A 16,193-nucleotide genomic window follows, 5' to 3' on the forward strand; every position below is an offset into this window, starting at 1 on the left:
GTAATCCATTGAAGCCAGTTGATCCGGAGGATCCAACAAAAGGTTATGTACCACCAAGTATCACAAATCCGAATAATCCGTCTGAAGACACACCAAATAAGCCGGATATACCGAGCAAATTGAAAACACCGGACATGCAGGAAAAGAAAGATAAGTCAAAAACTCAAGTCAAAGAAAAGAGAGTTCAGCAATTACCTGATACTGGTGAGACTAACAACACTGGATTATTATCAGCTATGTTAGGTTTATTAGGTGGTATAATCTTTTCAACATCTAGAAAAAAATACCAGAAGGAAGATCAACAATAAATATTTAATTAAATATTATCAAGTAAAGGCGAATGTTCAATTTTAATAATTGGACATTCGTTTTTTAAATAGTTGATTAAAGCATTTCAGTCTTATTTTTATAAAAATTAATGATGCTTTTTTCGTAGTGTTTTCAGTAAATACGGCATATGTTACTGATATTACTAGTAATGACATAACTGAGAAAACAGTGAATGAACTTTTATCAAGAGAGTAACTTAATACAGTTGATAAGTCTACTAAGGCATTTAATGTTAATTAAATTGATAACCATAACCTTATTCTACGCGTTACTAGTAGTACAACCATAATATTTCTTGTAAGTCTGTTAACATTATATTTCGAAAATGTAATGGCTTATCATTTCATAATGAACGGTTTTAACTTTTTCAAATATTGCTTATTTCTTCGTTAAATAAGGGCTCTATACTTTAAATGATAAAATAACACTGCTAAATTTTCGTTGGTGGAATAATTTAATGTTATAATTTACAAATAATTATTAAATATTCAATTAAATATACAGATTATCATTAAAGGAGAATGTATATGTTTTTAGCTTGGAATGAAATCAAACGTAATAAATTAAAATTCAGTCTAATTATAGGTGTTTTAATTATGATTAGTTATTTGCTGTTTTTACTCTCAGGATTAGCAAATGGCTTGATAAATATGAATAGAGAAGGTATTGATAAATGGGGAGCTAATGCGATTGTCATAAGTAAGGATGCCAATCAAACTGTCGAGCAGTCTTTATTTAATAAAGATAATGTAGGTGATACATATAAGAATCAAACGACTTTAAAGCAATCAGGTGTTATTATTTCCAATGGAAAAAACGAAGAAAATGCTTTATTATTTGGAGTCACAGATCACTCTTTTTTAGTGCCAAATATGATTGAAGGTAAAAAATTCAGTTCAGATAATGAAGTGATTGCGGACGAAACATTGAAAGACAAAGGGTTTAAAATTGGAGATAAACTATCTTTATCTCAATCAAATGAAAAATTGAAAATTGTTGGTTTTAGTGAAAGTGCTAAATATAATGCTTCTCCAGTCTTGTTTTCAAATAATAGCACACTTCAAAAAATCAATGGTTCTATAACTGATTCTATGACTAATGCAGTTGTTGTAAAAGACAACCAGTGGAATGATAAAGCGCTAGATGATGGTCTAGAAGCGATTGATATAGAAAAATTTGTTGAAAATTTACCTGGTTATAAGGCGCAAAATTTAACTTTAAATTTCATGATTTCATTCTTGTTTATGATTTCAGCAACAGTTATAGGTATATTTTTATATGTTATGACATTGCAAAAAACGAGTTTATTTGGTGTGTTAAAAGCACAGGGATTTACAAATGTTTATTTGGCAAAAGTTGTCTTATCACAAACATTTATCATTGCGATGATTGGTACGATGATTGGTCTCTTATTGACAATGGTGACTGGTTCGTTCCTACCGAATGCGGTTCCTATTAAATTCAGTGCAATAACATTAATAATATATAGTGTTGTATTAATAGTTGTTTCGTTGATAGGTAGTTTGTTCTCTATATTGACTATAAGAAAAGTTGATCCACTAAAAGCGATAGGATAAATAAGAGGGGGGAATATAAAATGTTAGAATTTAAAAATGTTACAAAATATTTTAAGGATGGTAATCAAAAAATAGAAGCTGTTAAACCGACAACATTGAAGTTTAATCAGAATGAGCTTGTTGCCATTATTGGCCCCTCAGGTTCAGGGAAAAGTACATTCTTGACTATGGCCGGCGCACTTCAAACACCTACTTCTGGGAATATATTGATTAATGGTCAAGAAGTGACTCAACGCTCTCAAAAAGCATTATCAAATATAAGAATGAAAGAAATTGGCTTTATATTGCAAGCTACGAACCTTGTCCCATTTCTGACTGTTAAACAACAATTCAAATTATTAGAAAAACGAAAAAAAGATGTATTAAACAAAACAGAATATAATCAACTTATGTCACAGCTGAATATAGATACAATTGAGAATAAACTTCCAAGTGAAATTTCTGGTGGTCAAAAACAACGCGTGGCTATTGCTAAAGCGTTATATACGAAACCATCGATTATTTTAGCTGATGAACCGACTGCTTCACTCGATACTAAAAATGCTATGGAAGTTATGAAAATTTTAAAAGAACAGGCTCTAGAGAAGAATAAAACATGTATTGTCGTGACTCATGATAAGCGTCTTACTACGTATTGTGATAAAGTTTATCATATGGAAGATGGTATACTCAAAATGACATAGTTTATATCGACTAAAAACTATGTTAATGAAGAGGTGCATAGTATGAAGAATAGATTTGCTATTGAAATGTTATGGAAAGAATATAAATATGAAGTGATGTGGCATAATCAGAATAGTTATAACCTCATTAGGGAAATGATGAAAGAAGAAGTGGAATATAATGAAATTAGAGATGCAATATTGGATGCTTTAATGATACAACCTAGTAAAGGGTCGGTAATAAATACATTTTGTCATTTATGGGGATATTTCAAAAAAATATGCACAGAGTCGGAAAAAGAACAATTTAAAAGATTACACAATCAATATTTAGTGGGTCAAGTTACAGAAAGAAAACTTATATTTTTTATTTATTGCATGTCACAATTCTATAATATTCATTACCTTAAAGAATCAAGTTTAATCAAGAATTTTACGCCATATGATACTTGCGAAGAAGGGTTGTTTTAACAGAAAGTGTCCGAGTTATTTAGTAACAAATGTTCAGAATGGGTTTGAATATAGAACATTAAAGAAATTGTATCTGCACGATAGAATTAAGGTGAATCATGTTTTCACAACTTATATCATAAATGATAAAGACAAATTTAGGACAAATATAGCGTCCTAGGTTTGTCTTTCTTTGTATCTGTTATATAACTGTATAAAGCACTATATATATTGTTATTATTTCTTAAACAGTTTCGAAAAATTGACACATTTTAGATAAAAAATAGCCATAAATCATGTGAAAATAATCACAATTACCGTGGTAAAATATATACGAAAACGTTATCAAAACTGAATTGGAGGCGTTATGATTATGGTAGAAACAAAACAACAAACAAGTGCTTGGAAAGGATTTAAAAATGGTCGTTGGAATAAACATGTAGATGTAAGAGAGTTTATACAACTTAATTATTCACTGTATGAAGGTGATGATGCATTTTTAGAAGGACCAACTCAAGCAACGACAAAACTATGGGATCAAGTTATGTCACTTTCAAAAGAAGAACGTGAACGTGGCGGTATGTGGGATATGGATACTAAAGTTGCTTCAACAATCACTTCTCATGATGCTGGTTATCTAGATAAAGAGTTAGAAACAGTAGTAGGTGTCCAAACAGATAAACCTTTCAAACGTTCTATGCAGCCATTTGGTGGTATACGCATGGCAAAAGCAGCATGTGAATCTTATGGTTATGAATTAGATAAAGAAACGGAAAAAATCTTTACTGAATATCGTAAAACACATAACCAAGGTGTTTTTGATGCATATTCAAGAGAGATGTTGAATTGTCGTAAAGCGGGGATTATTACTGGATTACCAGATGCATATGGACGAGGTCGTATTATTGGTGACTATAGACGTGTAGCATTATATGGCGTTGACTTTTTAATGGAAGAAAAGCTTAAAGACTTTAACACAATGTCTACGGAAATGTCAGAAGATGTGATTCGTTTACGAGAAGAACTATCAGAACAATATAGAGCTTTAAATGAACTTAAAGCATTAGGTAATATATATGGTTTCGACCTTAGTAGACCAGCGACTAACTTTAAAGAAGCGGTTCAATGGTTATACTTAGCATATTTAGCTGCAATTAAAGAACAAAATGGGGCAGCTATGAGTTTAGGACGTACATCAACATTCCTAGATATTTATGCAGAACGTGATTTGAAAAATGGCGATATTACAGAAAGTGAAGTTCAAGAGATTATCGATCACTTTATTATGAAATTACGTATCGTTAAATTTGCGCGTACACCAGATTATAACGAGTTATTCTCTGGAGATCCTACATGGGTAACAGAATCAATTGGAGGCGTTGGCATTGATGGTCGTCCATTAGTTACTAAGAACTCATTCCGTTTCTTACATTCTTTAGATAACTTAGGACCTGCACCAGAACCAAACTTAACGGTGTTATGGTCAGTTCGTTTACCAGAAAAATTCAAAATCTATTGCGCTAAAATGAGTATTAAAACAAGCTCTATTCAATATGAAAATGATGATTTAATGCGTGAAAGTTATGGCGATGATTACGGTATTGCATGTTGTGTTTCAGCAATGAAAATTGGTAAACAAATGCAATTTTTCGGAGCGCGTGCTAACTTAGCTAAAACATTACTATATGCAATTAACGGTGGTAAAGATGAAAAATCTGGTAGCCAAGTCGGACCAAGTTATGAAGGAATCCATACAGACATCTTAGATTATGACGAAGTCTTTGATAAATTTGATAAAATGATGGACTGGTTAGCGGGTGTTTATATTAACTCACTAAATATCATTCATTATATGCATGACAAATATAGTTACGAACGTATCGAAATGGCATTACATGATACAAATATTATTCGTACGATGGCAACTGGTATTGCGGGATTATCAGTAGCTGCAGACTCTTTATCTGCTATTAAATATGCACAAGTTAAACCAATACGAAATGAAGATGGACTCGTTACGGACTTTGAAATTGAAGGAGAGTTCCCTAAATATGGAAATAATGATAGTCGCGTAGATGATATAGCGGTAGATTTAGTAGAGCGTTTTATGACAAAATTACGTAGTCACAAAACATACCGTAATTCAGAACATACAATGAGTGTATTAACGATTACTTCAAACGTTGTATACGGTAAGAAGACAGGGAATACACCAGATGGTCGTAAAGCAGGTGAACCATTTGCACCAGGAGCAAACCCTATGCATGGCCGTGATCAAAAAGGAGCACTGTCATCTTTAAGCACAGTGGCAAAAATTCCTTACGATTGCTGTAAAGATGGTATTTCAAATACATTCAGCATCGTTCCAAAGTCTTTAGGTAAAGAAGAAGAAGATCAAAATAAAAACTTAACGAGTATGTTAGATGGATATGCTATGCAACACGGACATCATCTAAACATAAATGTTTTCAATCGAGAAACGTTACTAGATGCAATGGAACATCCAGAAGAATATCCACAATTAACGATTCGTGTATCAGGATATGCTGTTAACTTTATTAAATTAACACGAGAACAACAATTGGATGTTATTTCACGTACGTTCCACGAACAAATGTAATTAAATTAAGGTGGGAGTAAAATGCTTAAAGGATACTTACACTCCGTTGAAAGTATGGGTACTGTCGATGGACCGGGTATTAGATATATATTATTTACCCAAGGTTGTTTATTAAGATGTTTGTATTGTCATAACCCAGATACATGGCAAGTTCATGCACCATCAAGAGAAGTAACAGTAGATGAAATGGTTAATGAAGTGATTCCATACAAACCATATTTTGATGCATCGGGTGGAGGCGTAACAGTAAGTGGCGGAGAACCACTTTTACAAATGCCATTTTTGGAAGTGTTTTTTAAAGAATTAAAAGCAAATGATATTCATACATGCCTTGATACTTCTGCAGGATGTGTAAATGATACGCCAGCATTCAATAGACATTTTGATGCGTTACAGAAACATACGGATCTTATCCTATTAGATATCAAACATATTGATAATGAAAAACATATCAAACTTACTGGTAAACCCAATACGCATATACTTAAGTTTGCCCGTAAATTATCAGATATGAAACAACCAGTGTGGATAAGACATGTCCTAGTGCCAGGTATTTCAGATGATAAAGCAGACTTGATTAAACTTGGCGAATTTATTAATTCATTAGACAATGTAGAAAAGTTTGAAATCCTTCCATATCATCAACTTGGGGTTCATAAGTGGAAAAATTTAGGCATTCCCTATCAATTAGATGGTGTTGAAGCACCTGATGAAGAAGCGGTCAAAACTGCATACCGATATGTTAATTTTAAAGGAAAAATCCCTATAACTTTATAAATTTTCATAATTAAAATCACAAAATAAAGCGTCAGAGACCTTAAGTCTCATAAACATAAAAAGCAGAAGAAAATCAGATTTGAATCTGGTTTTCTTCTGCTTTTAGTATTCATTTCGAGTAAGGCTTGATGCACAGGATTATGGATTTATATTAAAAAAAATCTTTTAAGAGATTTCTTAAATTTATTCCAATTATGTTCATCTAAATAGTATTGATGATCTACCTGCTTTATGACACCTTGCTTTAATAAATTATGGAGAGTTCTTTTTTGTTTTATATTTAAATCAATTAAAGACATAGCAGATGCTTTATTAATAGCACTATGACTTAGAAAAGTTTTAACAACTTTATTTTGCTTGTGGACAATCATCTCAGCACCGAAAGCCATCATTATCATCTCCTTAATAAAATTTTAACATAGAAAATTATAAACAAAGAGGTGAGTCTAACGTTTTAGTGACGGAAGGCTTACCTCTTTGTTGGAATATATTAACCCTTCCGGTTTTCATTATATACAATTGAAAGTGGAAATACTGTGATTTATGTCACGGAATTAAATAGTCATGATTGATACTAATATTAAAGAAATATAAAATTCAAACCGTATACAATGGTATAATAAATAATTATAAGTTGTTGAGATACAATTTAATTAAGTTTATAAAGAAAGGCTATTATATATGTTAAAAGTAGGTTTAAAAAGAATGCCAATCGCAATATGCGGTTTGGCATTAGGTATTATGGCGTTAAGTAATTTGTTCTATCATTTAAGCTTAACCTTATTTGGATTGGTGTTCTTTATTATTTCTTGCACTATTGTCTTGTTAGTTTGTGTGAAATGGATTGTTTTTCCGAGTATGTTCTTAAAGGAACTTAAAAATATAAATACATTTGCAATTTTCCCTACATTTCCAATGGCTTTGATGCTTATGGTGTCTATTATTAAGTCTGAATTTCTTGTGGATTTATATCTACTCAATATTGTATGGTACGCTTCTATTTTATTACATGTGAGTTTCATCTTAATCTTTATTAGTCGTTATGCATTTAGAGATTTCAAATCATTGCCAAATACGAGTTGGTTTGTGATGTTCGTTGGTTTAGGCGTGACCGGAGAAACATCGTCAACTTTTAAAAGTCATCTAGGTGAAATAACAACTGTGATTGGGACAATCTGTTTCGTCATCATACTTATTTATGTCGTGATAAATAAATCTTGGCAATATTATAATCAAGAACAATTTCCTATGATTATAATCATAAGTGCCCCTGCTGCATTATGTTTAAATAGCTATGTGTTAAATCATACAACATTCTCAGTTGGATATGTTTCAGTGTATTTAGTATTATCACAATCTTTATTTTTATTTAGTTTAATATTTTTACCAAAAATCATTCAAAGAGGTTTTAAAGTTTCATATTCAGCACTAACATTCCCTTGGGTAACAACTGCGGGTGCATTATATAATGTGAGTCAGAAAGTTTACCATAACGAAACGATTACACCGATATTAAGCGTGATCGCATACATTGAAATCATATGGGCAACACTTGTTGTAATGTATGTTATTTATAAATATATTATTTATTTAACAACAAAGAATGTAGTTTATGGTTAAAGAAAATGACTTTATCAAGTATGTCATATTGTTGTCAGACAAAGACTCAATAATTTAATATACAATTGTTTTTATTATTTTCCTTTCAAATTGCATTTGTTCATAAAGAGTTCATATAATAGGTGTTAAATAAGTATATGAAATTTGGAGCAAACAAATGAAAGAAGGCATGCATATGAAACAGAAAAAATATGATATTGTTGTAGTATTTTTGTTGATTGGTGTGTTTATGGCAGCACTTGATAACGGTATTATTAGTGCAGCATTAACTACAATTAACCAGTCTTTTGAAATTACAGCTCAGATGGGATCATGGGGCATTACGATTTATACGTTAGGTATGGCAATATCAACGCCTATTGCTGGTAAACTAGCTGATATGTTTGGTCGAAAAAAAGTATTTATAGTTGAAGTGATATTGTTCGGTTTAGGATCACTACTTGTGGCACTGAGTCCAAATTATACATTTTTCATCATTGCACGATTAATTCAATCGTTTGGTGGGGGCGGTTTGTTTGTAATTGCGAGTTCGCATATTATCTCTGCCTATAAAAAAGAAAAACAAGGAAGTATGCTCGGTGGTCTTGGTGCAATGAATGGTATAGCATCAGTGCTTGGACCCAATACTAGGTAGCTTACTCATAAATGTTAGTGGAACGTGGCATTGGTTATTCTTAATTAATGTGCCAGTAGCAATTATGATTGTGGTCTTTATGATGCTTAAAATGCCAGAAACACAAGAGAAGGTTAGAACTAAAATTGATAAATATGCTATATTGCTATTCTCATTTTCTACTTTATTAATGATGTTTGCGATTAATAATATTCAAACTGGGAACATCACAGGCAGTATATTTAGTTTGTCAGTTATCGGCTTGATTATATTAGCGATTATAGGTTATGCCATCATGATCTTAATCGAATATAAAAATGAATCCTCTGACGTAGATTCATTTTTACCTTACTTTCTATTGAGAAAACCAGCTTTTTCAATTACTTTAGTCATGGGTATATTATCAGGTATGTTAATCGGTGCTATTATATTTATTCCATCATTTGTTGAAAATGTATTACACGTCAGCGCCGCTAATAGTGGTTATTGGATGACGCCACTTGCTTTAGCTTCAGGAGTGGGTGCATCAATGGGCGGTAAAATTGTAGATAAAAAAAGCCCGATATTTGCCTTAATTGTAGCAAGTATTGTAAGTATCATTGGCTATGGTGGATTAGCACTCTTTACGTATGAAGCGGTTACGTTCTTTGTGTTTTCGATTATTGCAGGTCTAGGGTTTGGATTTACGATTGGTGCGCCAATGACGGTATTAGCAACGCGCTCAGCAGACTCTAGTAAAAACAATAGTACAGTTATAGGTACTTTATCGGTATCAAGACAAGTAGGTATTACAATTGCACCAACACTATTTGCTACATTTATACAAGTTGGTTTCAGTCAAATGGGTACTAAAATAAAAGAAAATTTAAGTGAAGATCACTTTAATATAAAGGATATACCACTTCAATTTATGAATTCAATGCAACATGATTCAGGTAGTGTATCTAAGACTTTAGATCAAATTAATCATATTCCAAATAAAGCAATGAGAGATGCTATTACAAACGGTATTATAGAGGCAACACATCTAGCATATATGCCAGTATTTCTGACAGCAGCAATTGCCTCAATGATTATTATGATACTCGTGATCGTCTTTAAAAAAGAGTTTAAATATTAATGTTCCAAATGCGTACTATCATAATAAGGATATCCAAATTGTTTTGAATCCTACAATATTCCTATATAATGATATTAAATATGAGAATTGGGGTTTTCAAAGTGAAGAAACTATTCATTTTAGGTGTGTGTTTAATAGGTTGCGTTGTCATAGGTGGCTTTATACTTTTTGGCGTAAATCAACAAACACAAACACATTCAGATAAGCAGCAACATGCGAAACAATCTGGACATAATAAGTTTGTTAGTAGCCAAACGCCAACGCTATTTCTACATGGATATGCAGGTAGTGCGAACTCTGAAAAATTTATGGTTAATGAAGCGAAGGATAAAGGTGTCACGAAGCATATTATTAAAGCATATGTTTCTCGAGATGGAGAGGTTCAGCTTAAAGGAAAATGGACAAAAGATGCAATTAATCCAATCGTACAAATTGAATTAGAAAATAATAAACAAGGATATCTTGATGTAAATGCGAACTGGATTAAAAATGTATTAACGACATTACAAAGTAAATATAACATTAAAAAATTTAATTTCGTAGGGCATTCAATGGGGAATTTGTCATTCGCAACGTATATGATGACATATGGAAATGATCCATCACTACCAAAATTAAATAAACAAGTAAACATTGCAGGCACTTTCAATGGTGTATTAAATATGAATGAAAAAGTTAACGAAATTAGTGTAGATGCTAATGGTAAACCAAGTCGCATGAATCCTCCATATCCAAGATTGCGAAAGATTCAAGAAATTTATAAAGGTCAACATATAGATGTGTTAAATATTTATGGTGATTTACAAGATGGAACGCACTCAGATGGAAGAGTATCGAATAGCTCTTCAAAATCGTTGAAATATTTACTGGGAAATAGTCCTCAAAGTTATCGTGAATCAAAATACGAGGGTCCTAACGCTCAACACAGTCAACTACATGAAAACAGTGAAGTGGCTAATGACATAATTAAGTTTTTATGGGAAAGATAACATGAGTAGTGCAACATATTTACATCTTGCAGAAATGAGCTCAAAGTTAAATTAATTAAAGAAGTATTTTGCATTTCAAACTATTCTGGTGTTATAATACGTTTAACAAGGTATCCGATATGGATGCACCAATCCCCTCACTACCGCAAATAGTGAGGGGATTTTTGTAGGTGTGGCTATTGTCGCCTATTTGTCATTGCGCTTACGTAGCCAATGCGTAAATAACGCAATAGTACAGCCACTGATGACTGTAGTCATGATGTGAACAAGGATTTCCAATATGAATAACACCTCCTCCCAACGTCAAATTGACGCCTGAGAGATAGGCGACACCATTATTATATCATCAATTTTTTGTTGAAAAAATAACCTAATGAACACCCTAACAATTGGAATGTAAATTGTTAGGGTGTTCATTAGGTTAACATTATTGTGATTAATTTATGAAATATTTTGAAAACAAAGAATTTAAACTTGAAAACCTTTATTATGATAAATATAAAGGAGGAGAAGATATGGAGTGGTTAAAACTTATTGGAATCGTTATCATTGTTGTAGGGTTCTATTTAAAGTGGGATACGATTGGAACAGTGTTAATAGCAGCTGTTGTGACAGGTCTTGTATCTAATATGAATTTTATTGAAATTCTCGAAACTTTAGGAAAAGCATTTGTAGATAATCGAATGGTATCGTTATTTATACTGACGCTACCAATGGTAGGTATAATTGAGCGTTACGGTCTGAAAACACAAGCTACACGATTGATAAATAACATGAAAGGTGTCACTGCTGGACGCATTATGTCGGTATATTTATTTATTCGTGAAATTGCGGGTCTTGCATCAATTCGTATAGGTGGTCATCCGCAGTTTGTACGTCCGTTAATGAATCCAATGGTGCAAGCTGCAGCGAAATCTACATACAATCGTAAATTAGAGGAAGAAGATGAAGAAAAATTAAAAGCACATATCTCTGCAATGGAGAACTATGGTAATTTCTTTGGTCAAAATCTATTTGTAGGTGCATCAGGCGTACTCTTAATAGTAGCGACCTTTAAGTCGTTAAATATGGAGGTAACAGGTGTTCAAATTGCACTTTATTCTGTACCGATAGCAATTGTTGCATTAATAATAGGTGTTGTTCAGAATATACTATTTGATCGAAAATTAAATCGTAAATATGGTAAGAAAGAGGTCACGTTAGATGAATAATCAAACCATTAATCAAATTCTAGAAATTTTCTATGTTCTAATTGGATTACAGTTTTTCTATACTGCCTGGCGTGTCTTTCGTAATAACTTGAATGAAAAAAGGATCGGTACGTCGCTATTTTGGGTGATTTTAGGATTGATGTTTATAGTAGGTCCATATATTCCAAATATGATAAACGGCATATTAGTTTTGACTATGGGTGTATTAACAATTACTAAAAATGTACGTATCGGAAAAATTGTTGATGTGAAACATGAAGAGGAAGAAGCTGGCGCATCTAAGTTCGGGAGTAAACTCTTTATCCCTGCGATTGTGTTAGCAGTTGTCGCGGTTGTTGTATCAACATGGACACCACTAGGAGGAGCAGTAGGAATAGGCGTTTCCTCTGTTGTTGGATTAATTGTTGCGTACATATTATTACGTCCAAAAGGTAAAATGGGGTTATATGATAGTGATCGACTAGTTCAACAAATTGGAACAGTGGGTATATTACCTCAATTTTTAGCAGCACTAGGCATCTTATTTACAGTAAGTGGTTTAGGTGAGACCATTTCAAAAGGAATTTCAGGATTTTTACCTGAAGGCAATCAACTAATTGGTGCTATGGCTTATGTGATTGGAATGGTGTTATTCACAATGCTGATGGGGAATGCATTTGCTGCTTTCACAGTTATCACAGCAAGTATCGGCGTGCCTTTTGTGATGGCTATTGGTGGAGATCCCGCTATTGCTGGTGCATTAGCAATGACTGGTGGTTTCTGTGGCACGCTATTAACGCCAATGGCAGCTAACTTCAATACTCTACCTATCGCTTTATTAGAAATGAAAGATGAGTTAGCTGTTATTAAAGCACAAATTCCAATGGCACTTATCTTAATTGTCGTTCATATTGTATTAATGTATTTACTCGCTTTTTAAATAAACGTAGGAGGATGAAATGATGAGAATATTAATAACTGGATTCGATCCATTTGGTGGAGAAAAGGTTAATCCTGCATTACAGGCAGTGGAAGGTTTACCTCAAAATATTAATGGACATCAAATTGATACATTAGAAATTCCGACTGTATTTTATAAAAGCATGGAAGTTGTGAAAGCGCAGCTTGAGTTAGAAAAATATGATATGGTCATCGCGATTGGTCAAGCAGGAGGGCGTTATCAAATGACACCTGAACGCGTTGCGATTAATGTTGATGATGCACGAATAAAAGATAATGAAGGTAACCAACCAATTGATATAGCAATTCAAGAAGATGGAAAGCCAGCATACTTTTCGCAATTACCTGTTAAACGTATGGTTGAATATATGCGTGCATCTGGTGTGCCTGCAGGTTTATCAAATAGTGCTGGTACATTTGTTTGTAATCATATTATGTATCAACTTGCGTATCTTGCAGATAAATCATATCCGGGTTTAAAAACAGGATTTATTCACGTGCCATTCGCACCAGAACAAGTCATCGATAAACCTGATAAACCTTCTATGAATGTCGATTTAATGACTAAAGGACTTATCGCTGCTATAAAGGCATGTTTAGAACATGATACAGATGTGAAAAGTGCATTTGGATCAACACATTAAGAATATAAAGGAAGTCTTGGGCATCAATGTTGATGAGTCCAGGGCTTCTTTTTTAGTTATGAAATTATCTTGAATGTCACGTCAAATAATTGGTAAAATATCCCTATTAAAACAAATAATGAAATGATGGGATATGAATGAAAAGGAAATGGTGTTTTCTTGTATTGTTAGTTGTCATGTTAGCAAGTTGTCAAGAGGGTAAGCAGTCTAATTCGTCTGAGATAACTGTTTATTCTCCATATCCTAAGGGGCTTATTCAGCCAGTATTAAAAGAATTCGAACAACAGGAGAACGTTAAAGTAAATATTCGTCATGGATCGACACAAGTACTATTGTCAGAACTTCATCGAACTTCGAAGAAAGAAAGAGGTGATGTATTTATAGGGGGAGTGTTATCAGAGGTAATTGAAAATACGGATGATTTCGTGCCATATCGTTCTCCAGACAAAGATAAATTTCGTGATGTGGCGATTCAATCAAATATCGTTACCAGTTTCATGTTGATGCCGGCAGTGATTGTAGTAAACACAGATGTTCAAGGAGATATTGTCATTAGAGGATATAAAGATTTATTACAACATGACTTGAAGAATAAAGTAGCATATCCGAATCCTCACACAACAACGACAGGATATCAGCATATGCGTGCAATATTTAGTATGTCTAATGATGTTCAGGATGTGTATCGATTTGATAATCGTGCCATTCAACTTTCTAAATCTTCACAAGTTATTAAAGAAGTTTCTGAAGGTAAGTATTATGCCGGGTTAAGTTATGAACAAGATGCGAGAACAGCAATAAAAAAAGGATATCCATTGAAAATTATTTATCCTGCTGAGGGAACAATGTTGAACATAGATGGTATAGCATTGGTCAATACAGAAGACCCACATCCAAAGCGCGAGGCATTAATGCGCTATTTAACAAGTTATAAAGTTCAACAACGATTAGCAAAGGAATTCGGTGTTAAGCCAATTCGTAAAGATGTTGATGAAACTGAAACAGAGGAAACGAAACAATTAAGCGATATTCCTATTATTCCGAAAAGCACACTACCTAAAATGTCACATAAAATCTTCTTGGAGAATATTGAATGAAAGATTATAAGCCATATAGATATCAATTAAGACAATCACTGTTTTTTTCTACAATATTGCCTGTATTTTTAGTCATTATTATAGGATTAATAAGTTTTTATGCAATTTATATTTGGGTTGAACATCGGTCCATTTCAAAGCATGTCGTACAGAGTCAACAAGAAATAACTGAAATAAATCATACAATAAGTAAAGAACTTTCAGATAAACGACGTGTAATAGAAGATATAGATATTAATAAACCAGCAGATATTACACGATTAAAGCGCATTTTACTAACAATCGTACATCAACAAGATGCAACATTATACTATGAAATAGAAGGTACAAAACAAACGATTTCAAATAATTATGAACGGTTTAATACGAGAGATATGTACACATTATATCGACATGCATTCACTTTTAAAGATAATCGCTATACAATACGGTTTTATATTTTTAATACTTCAACTTTAAATAAGATTAAAAGTGAATCGGAACAACAAGCAATCATGATCGATCGATTTGACAATATCGTGTATACAAATGGTGAAAGGTTCCAAGTCGATGATAAATTTGTACCATCAAAATTTGGGTTTATTTCAGATAATAGAACACTCAACAAACAAGGTGAGCAATTAATATTATATAAGGATATTCATGAGACGTTAGAAGATGGTCTCTATTTATTAATCATTATGACGGTCGTCTTGATTATATTAATTATTGTTGGCTTTATGAGTGCGCATCAAATGGCACAGCGTCAAACAAGAGATATTGAAACAATTATTCAGAAAATATACTACGCAAAAAATCGTCATTTAGGACCGTATGAACCACTATCTAAACATAGTGAACTAGAATTAATCAATACATATATATATGATTTGTTTGAATCGAATGAGCAATTAATCAAATCTATTGAACAATCTGAAAAACGTATTCGAGATATTCAACTTAAAGAAATAGAAAAGCAATTTCAACCGCATTTCTTATTTAATACGATGCAAACCATTCAGTATTTAATTACGATGTCACCCACACAAGCGCAATCAGTTGTCCAACAACTTTCACAAATGTTGCGATATACGCTACGAACGAAAACGTCTCAAGTAACGATACAAGATGAACTAAATTATATTAAACAGTATGTTTCGATTCAAAACACTCGTTTCGACAACGGTATACATCTTGAAATAGATATACCAAATACGTTACTTCAATATGCTATAGATAAAATGATGATTCAACCATTAGTTGAAAATGCGATTAAACATGGTCGAGATAATCAATTAATTTCTATTTATATAAAGATAAAGATAACGTCCCATTTTCTTCGTGTCTTTGTTCGGGATGATGGTTTAGGTATGACACCTGGACGTCTTAAAATGGTAAGAGAATCATTGGTGAAAGATGTGTTTGATACAGAGCATCTTGGTCTAAATCATTTGCACCATAAAGCGAGAATTCGATATGGAAGGTGTTCACGGTTACGTATTTTTTCTAAACAACAGGAAGGTACCTTGATAATATATCAAGTCCCACATAAAAGGAGAAATTAA

General features: G+C 32.7%; 17 protein-coding genes. 15 read left to right on the top strand and 2 right to left on the bottom strand.

Annotated elements, in window-relative coordinates:
• The 6 genes from CD111_RS01540 to pflA all read left to right on the top strand — a co-directional run.
• The coding region (locus tag CD111_RS01540) for an LPXTG cell wall anchor domain-containing protein (RefSeq protein ID WP_142380931.1) at positions 1-308 on the top strand (308 nt) is incomplete at its 5' end.
• A 549-nt stretch (positions 309-857) separates the two neighbouring features.
• Positions 858-1,907: an ABC transporter permease gene (locus CD111_RS01545; protein WP_095085246.1), complete on the top strand. Its 1,050-nt coding sequence runs from the start codon at positions 858-860 to the stop codon at positions 1,905-1,907.
• Between the two features lie 20 nt (positions 1,908-1,927).
• Positions 1,928-2,590 (top strand): ABC transporter ATP-binding protein, encoded by a 663-nt coding sequence (locus CD111_RS01550; RefSeq protein ID WP_095085247.1) that lies wholly within the window; start codon positions 1,928-1,930, stop codon positions 2,588-2,590.
• Between the two features lie 42 nt (positions 2,591-2,632).
• Complete coding sequence (locus tag CD111_RS01555; RefSeq protein ID WP_229726528.1) at positions 2,633-3,040, top strand: DUF1722 domain-containing protein; 408 nt, start codon at positions 2,633-2,635, stop codon at positions 3,038-3,040.
• Positions 3,041-3,392: 352 nt separating this feature from the next.
• Positions 3,393-5,639 (top strand): formate C-acetyltransferase, encoded by a 2,247-nt coding sequence (gene pflB / locus CD111_RS01560; protein ID WP_095085249.1) that lies wholly within the window; start codon positions 3,393-3,395, stop codon positions 5,637-5,639.
• 21 nt (positions 5,640-5,660) lie between these two features.
• Positions 5,661-6,416, top strand: coding sequence for a pyruvate formate-lyase-activating protein (pflA, locus tag CD111_RS01565; RefSeq protein WP_095085250.1), 756 nt, complete (start codon positions 5,661-5,663; stop codon positions 6,414-6,416).
• A gap of 146 nt (positions 6,417-6,562) precedes the next feature.
• Here pflA and CD111_RS01570 read toward each other — a convergent pair whose 3' ends face one another.
• Positions 6,563-6,805: a hypothetical protein gene (locus tag CD111_RS01570; RefSeq protein WP_095085252.1), complete on the bottom strand. Its 243-nt coding sequence runs from the start codon at positions 6,803-6,805 to the stop codon at positions 6,563-6,565.
• A 292-nt stretch (positions 6,806-7,097) separates the two neighbouring features.
• Here CD111_RS01570 and CD111_RS01575 point away from each other — a divergent pair, with 292 nt between their 5' ends.
• From CD111_RS01575 to CD111_RS01585, 4 genes are all read left to right on the top strand, one after another.
• Positions 7,098-8,036, top strand: coding sequence for a TDT family transporter (locus CD111_RS01575; RefSeq protein ID WP_095085253.1), 939 nt, complete (start codon positions 7,098-7,100; stop codon positions 8,034-8,036).
• A gap of 157 nt (positions 8,037-8,193) precedes the next feature.
• The gene (locus tag CD111_RS12835) at positions 8,194-8,670 is read left to right on the top strand and encodes an MFS transporter (protein ID WP_268234636.1); all 477 of its coding nucleotides are present in this window, start codon (positions 8,194-8,196) and stop codon (positions 8,668-8,670) included.
• Positions 8,651-9,769, top strand: coding sequence for an MFS transporter (locus CD111_RS01580; RefSeq protein WP_268234637.1), 1,119 nt, complete (start codon positions 8,651-8,653; stop codon positions 9,767-9,769). Before CD111_RS12835 ends, CD111_RS01580 begins: the two co-directional genes overlap by 20 nt.
• A gap of 101 nt (positions 9,770-9,870) precedes the next feature.
• The gene (locus CD111_RS01585; RefSeq protein ID WP_229726529.1) at positions 9,871-10,758 is read left to right on the top strand and encodes an alpha/beta hydrolase; all 888 of its coding nucleotides are present in this window, start codon (positions 9,871-9,873) and stop codon (positions 10,756-10,758) included.
• Positions 10,759-10,944: 186 nt separating this feature from the next.
• On the opposite strand, the gene CD111_RS01590 is transcribed toward CD111_RS01585, so the two are convergent.
• Positions 10,945-11,040 carry a type I toxin-antitoxin system Fst family toxin gene (locus CD111_RS01590; protein ID WP_103268485.1) on the bottom strand — a complete coding sequence of 32 codons (96 nt, stop codon included), beginning with the start codon at positions 11,038-11,040 and terminating at the stop codon, positions 10,945-10,947.
• Between the two features lie 233 nt (positions 11,041-11,273).
• Here CD111_RS01590 and CD111_RS01595 point away from each other — a divergent pair, with 233 nt between their 5' ends.
• The 5 genes from CD111_RS01595 (at position 11,274) to CD111_RS01615 (ending at position 16,193) form a co-directional block, all read left to right on the top strand.
• On the top strand, positions 11,274-11,969 hold the full coding sequence (locus tag CD111_RS01595) for a DUF969 domain-containing protein (RefSeq protein WP_095085255.1): 696 nt from the start codon (positions 11,274-11,276) through the stop codon (positions 11,967-11,969).
• Positions 11,962-12,888 carry a DUF979 domain-containing protein gene (locus CD111_RS01600; RefSeq protein WP_095085256.1) on the top strand — a complete coding sequence of 309 codons (927 nt, stop codon included), beginning with the start codon at positions 11,962-11,964 and terminating at the stop codon, positions 12,886-12,888. The genes CD111_RS01595 and CD111_RS01600 overlap by 8 nt, the downstream gene beginning before the upstream one ends.
• Positions 12,889-12,910: 22 nt before the next feature.
• Positions 12,911-13,552, top strand: coding sequence for a pyroglutamyl-peptidase I (gene pcp / locus CD111_RS01605; protein WP_095085257.1), 642 nt, complete (start codon positions 12,911-12,913; stop codon positions 13,550-13,552).
• A gap of 137 nt (positions 13,553-13,689) precedes the next feature.
• The gene (locus tag CD111_RS01610; RefSeq protein ID WP_095085258.1) at positions 13,690-14,649 is read left to right on the top strand and encodes an extracellular solute-binding protein; all 960 of its coding nucleotides are present in this window, start codon (positions 13,690-13,692) and stop codon (positions 14,647-14,649) included.
• Positions 14,646-16,193, top strand: coding sequence for a sensor histidine kinase (locus tag CD111_RS01615; RefSeq protein WP_095085259.1), 1,548 nt, complete (start codon positions 14,646-14,648; stop codon positions 16,191-16,193). Before CD111_RS01610 ends, CD111_RS01615 begins: the two co-directional genes overlap by 4 nt.

The sequence above is a fragment of the Mammaliicoccus stepanovicii genome (assembly GCF_002902525.1).
GTDB lineage: Bacteria > Bacillota > Bacilli > Staphylococcales > Staphylococcaceae > Mammaliicoccus > Mammaliicoccus stepanovicii.

Excerpts from the sequence above, each read along its gene's own strand:
- CD111_RS01545 (WP_095085246.1), top strand. The coding sequence starts at position 858 with ATGTTTTTAGCTTGGAATGAAATCAAACGTAATAAATTAAAATTCAGT.
- CD111_RS01550 (WP_095085247.1), top strand. The coding sequence starts at position 1,928 with ATGTTAGAATTTAAAAATGTTACAAAATATTTTAAGGATGGTAATCAA.
- CD111_RS01555 (WP_229726528.1), top strand. The coding sequence starts at position 2,633 with ATGAAGAATAGATTTGCTATTGAAATGTTATGGAAAGAATATAAATAT.
- pflB (WP_095085249.1), top strand. The coding sequence starts at position 3,393 with ATGGTAGAAACAAAACAACAAACAAGTGCTTGGAAAGGATTTAAAAAT.
- pflA (WP_095085250.1), top strand. The coding sequence starts at position 5,661 with ATGCTTAAAGGATACTTACACTCCGTTGAAAGTATGGGTACTGTCGAT.
- CD111_RS01570 (WP_095085252.1), bottom strand. The coding sequence starts at position 6,805 with ATGGCTTTCGGTGCTGAGATGATTGTCCACAAGCAAAATAAAGTTGTT.
- CD111_RS01575 (WP_095085253.1), top strand. The coding sequence starts at position 7,098 with ATGTTAAAAGTAGGTTTAAAAAGAATGCCAATCGCAATATGCGGTTTG.
- CD111_RS12835 (WP_268234636.1), top strand. The coding sequence starts at position 8,194 with ATGAAAGAAGGCATGCATATGAAACAGAAAAAATATGATATTGTTGTA.
- CD111_RS01595 (WP_095085255.1), top strand. The coding sequence starts at position 11,274 with ATGGAGTGGTTAAAACTTATTGGAATCGTTATCATTGTTGTAGGGTTC.
- CD111_RS01600 (WP_095085256.1), top strand. The coding sequence starts at position 11,962 with ATGAATAATCAAACCATTAATCAAATTCTAGAAATTTTCTATGTTCTA.
- pcp (WP_095085257.1), top strand. The coding sequence starts at position 12,911 with ATGAGAATATTAATAACTGGATTCGATCCATTTGGTGGAGAAAAGGTT.
- CD111_RS01610 (WP_095085258.1), top strand. The coding sequence starts at position 13,690 with ATGAAAAGGAAATGGTGTTTTCTTGTATTGTTAGTTGTCATGTTAGCA.
- CD111_RS01615 (WP_095085259.1), top strand. The coding sequence starts at position 14,646 with ATGAAAGATTATAAGCCATATAGATATCAATTAAGACAATCACTGTTT.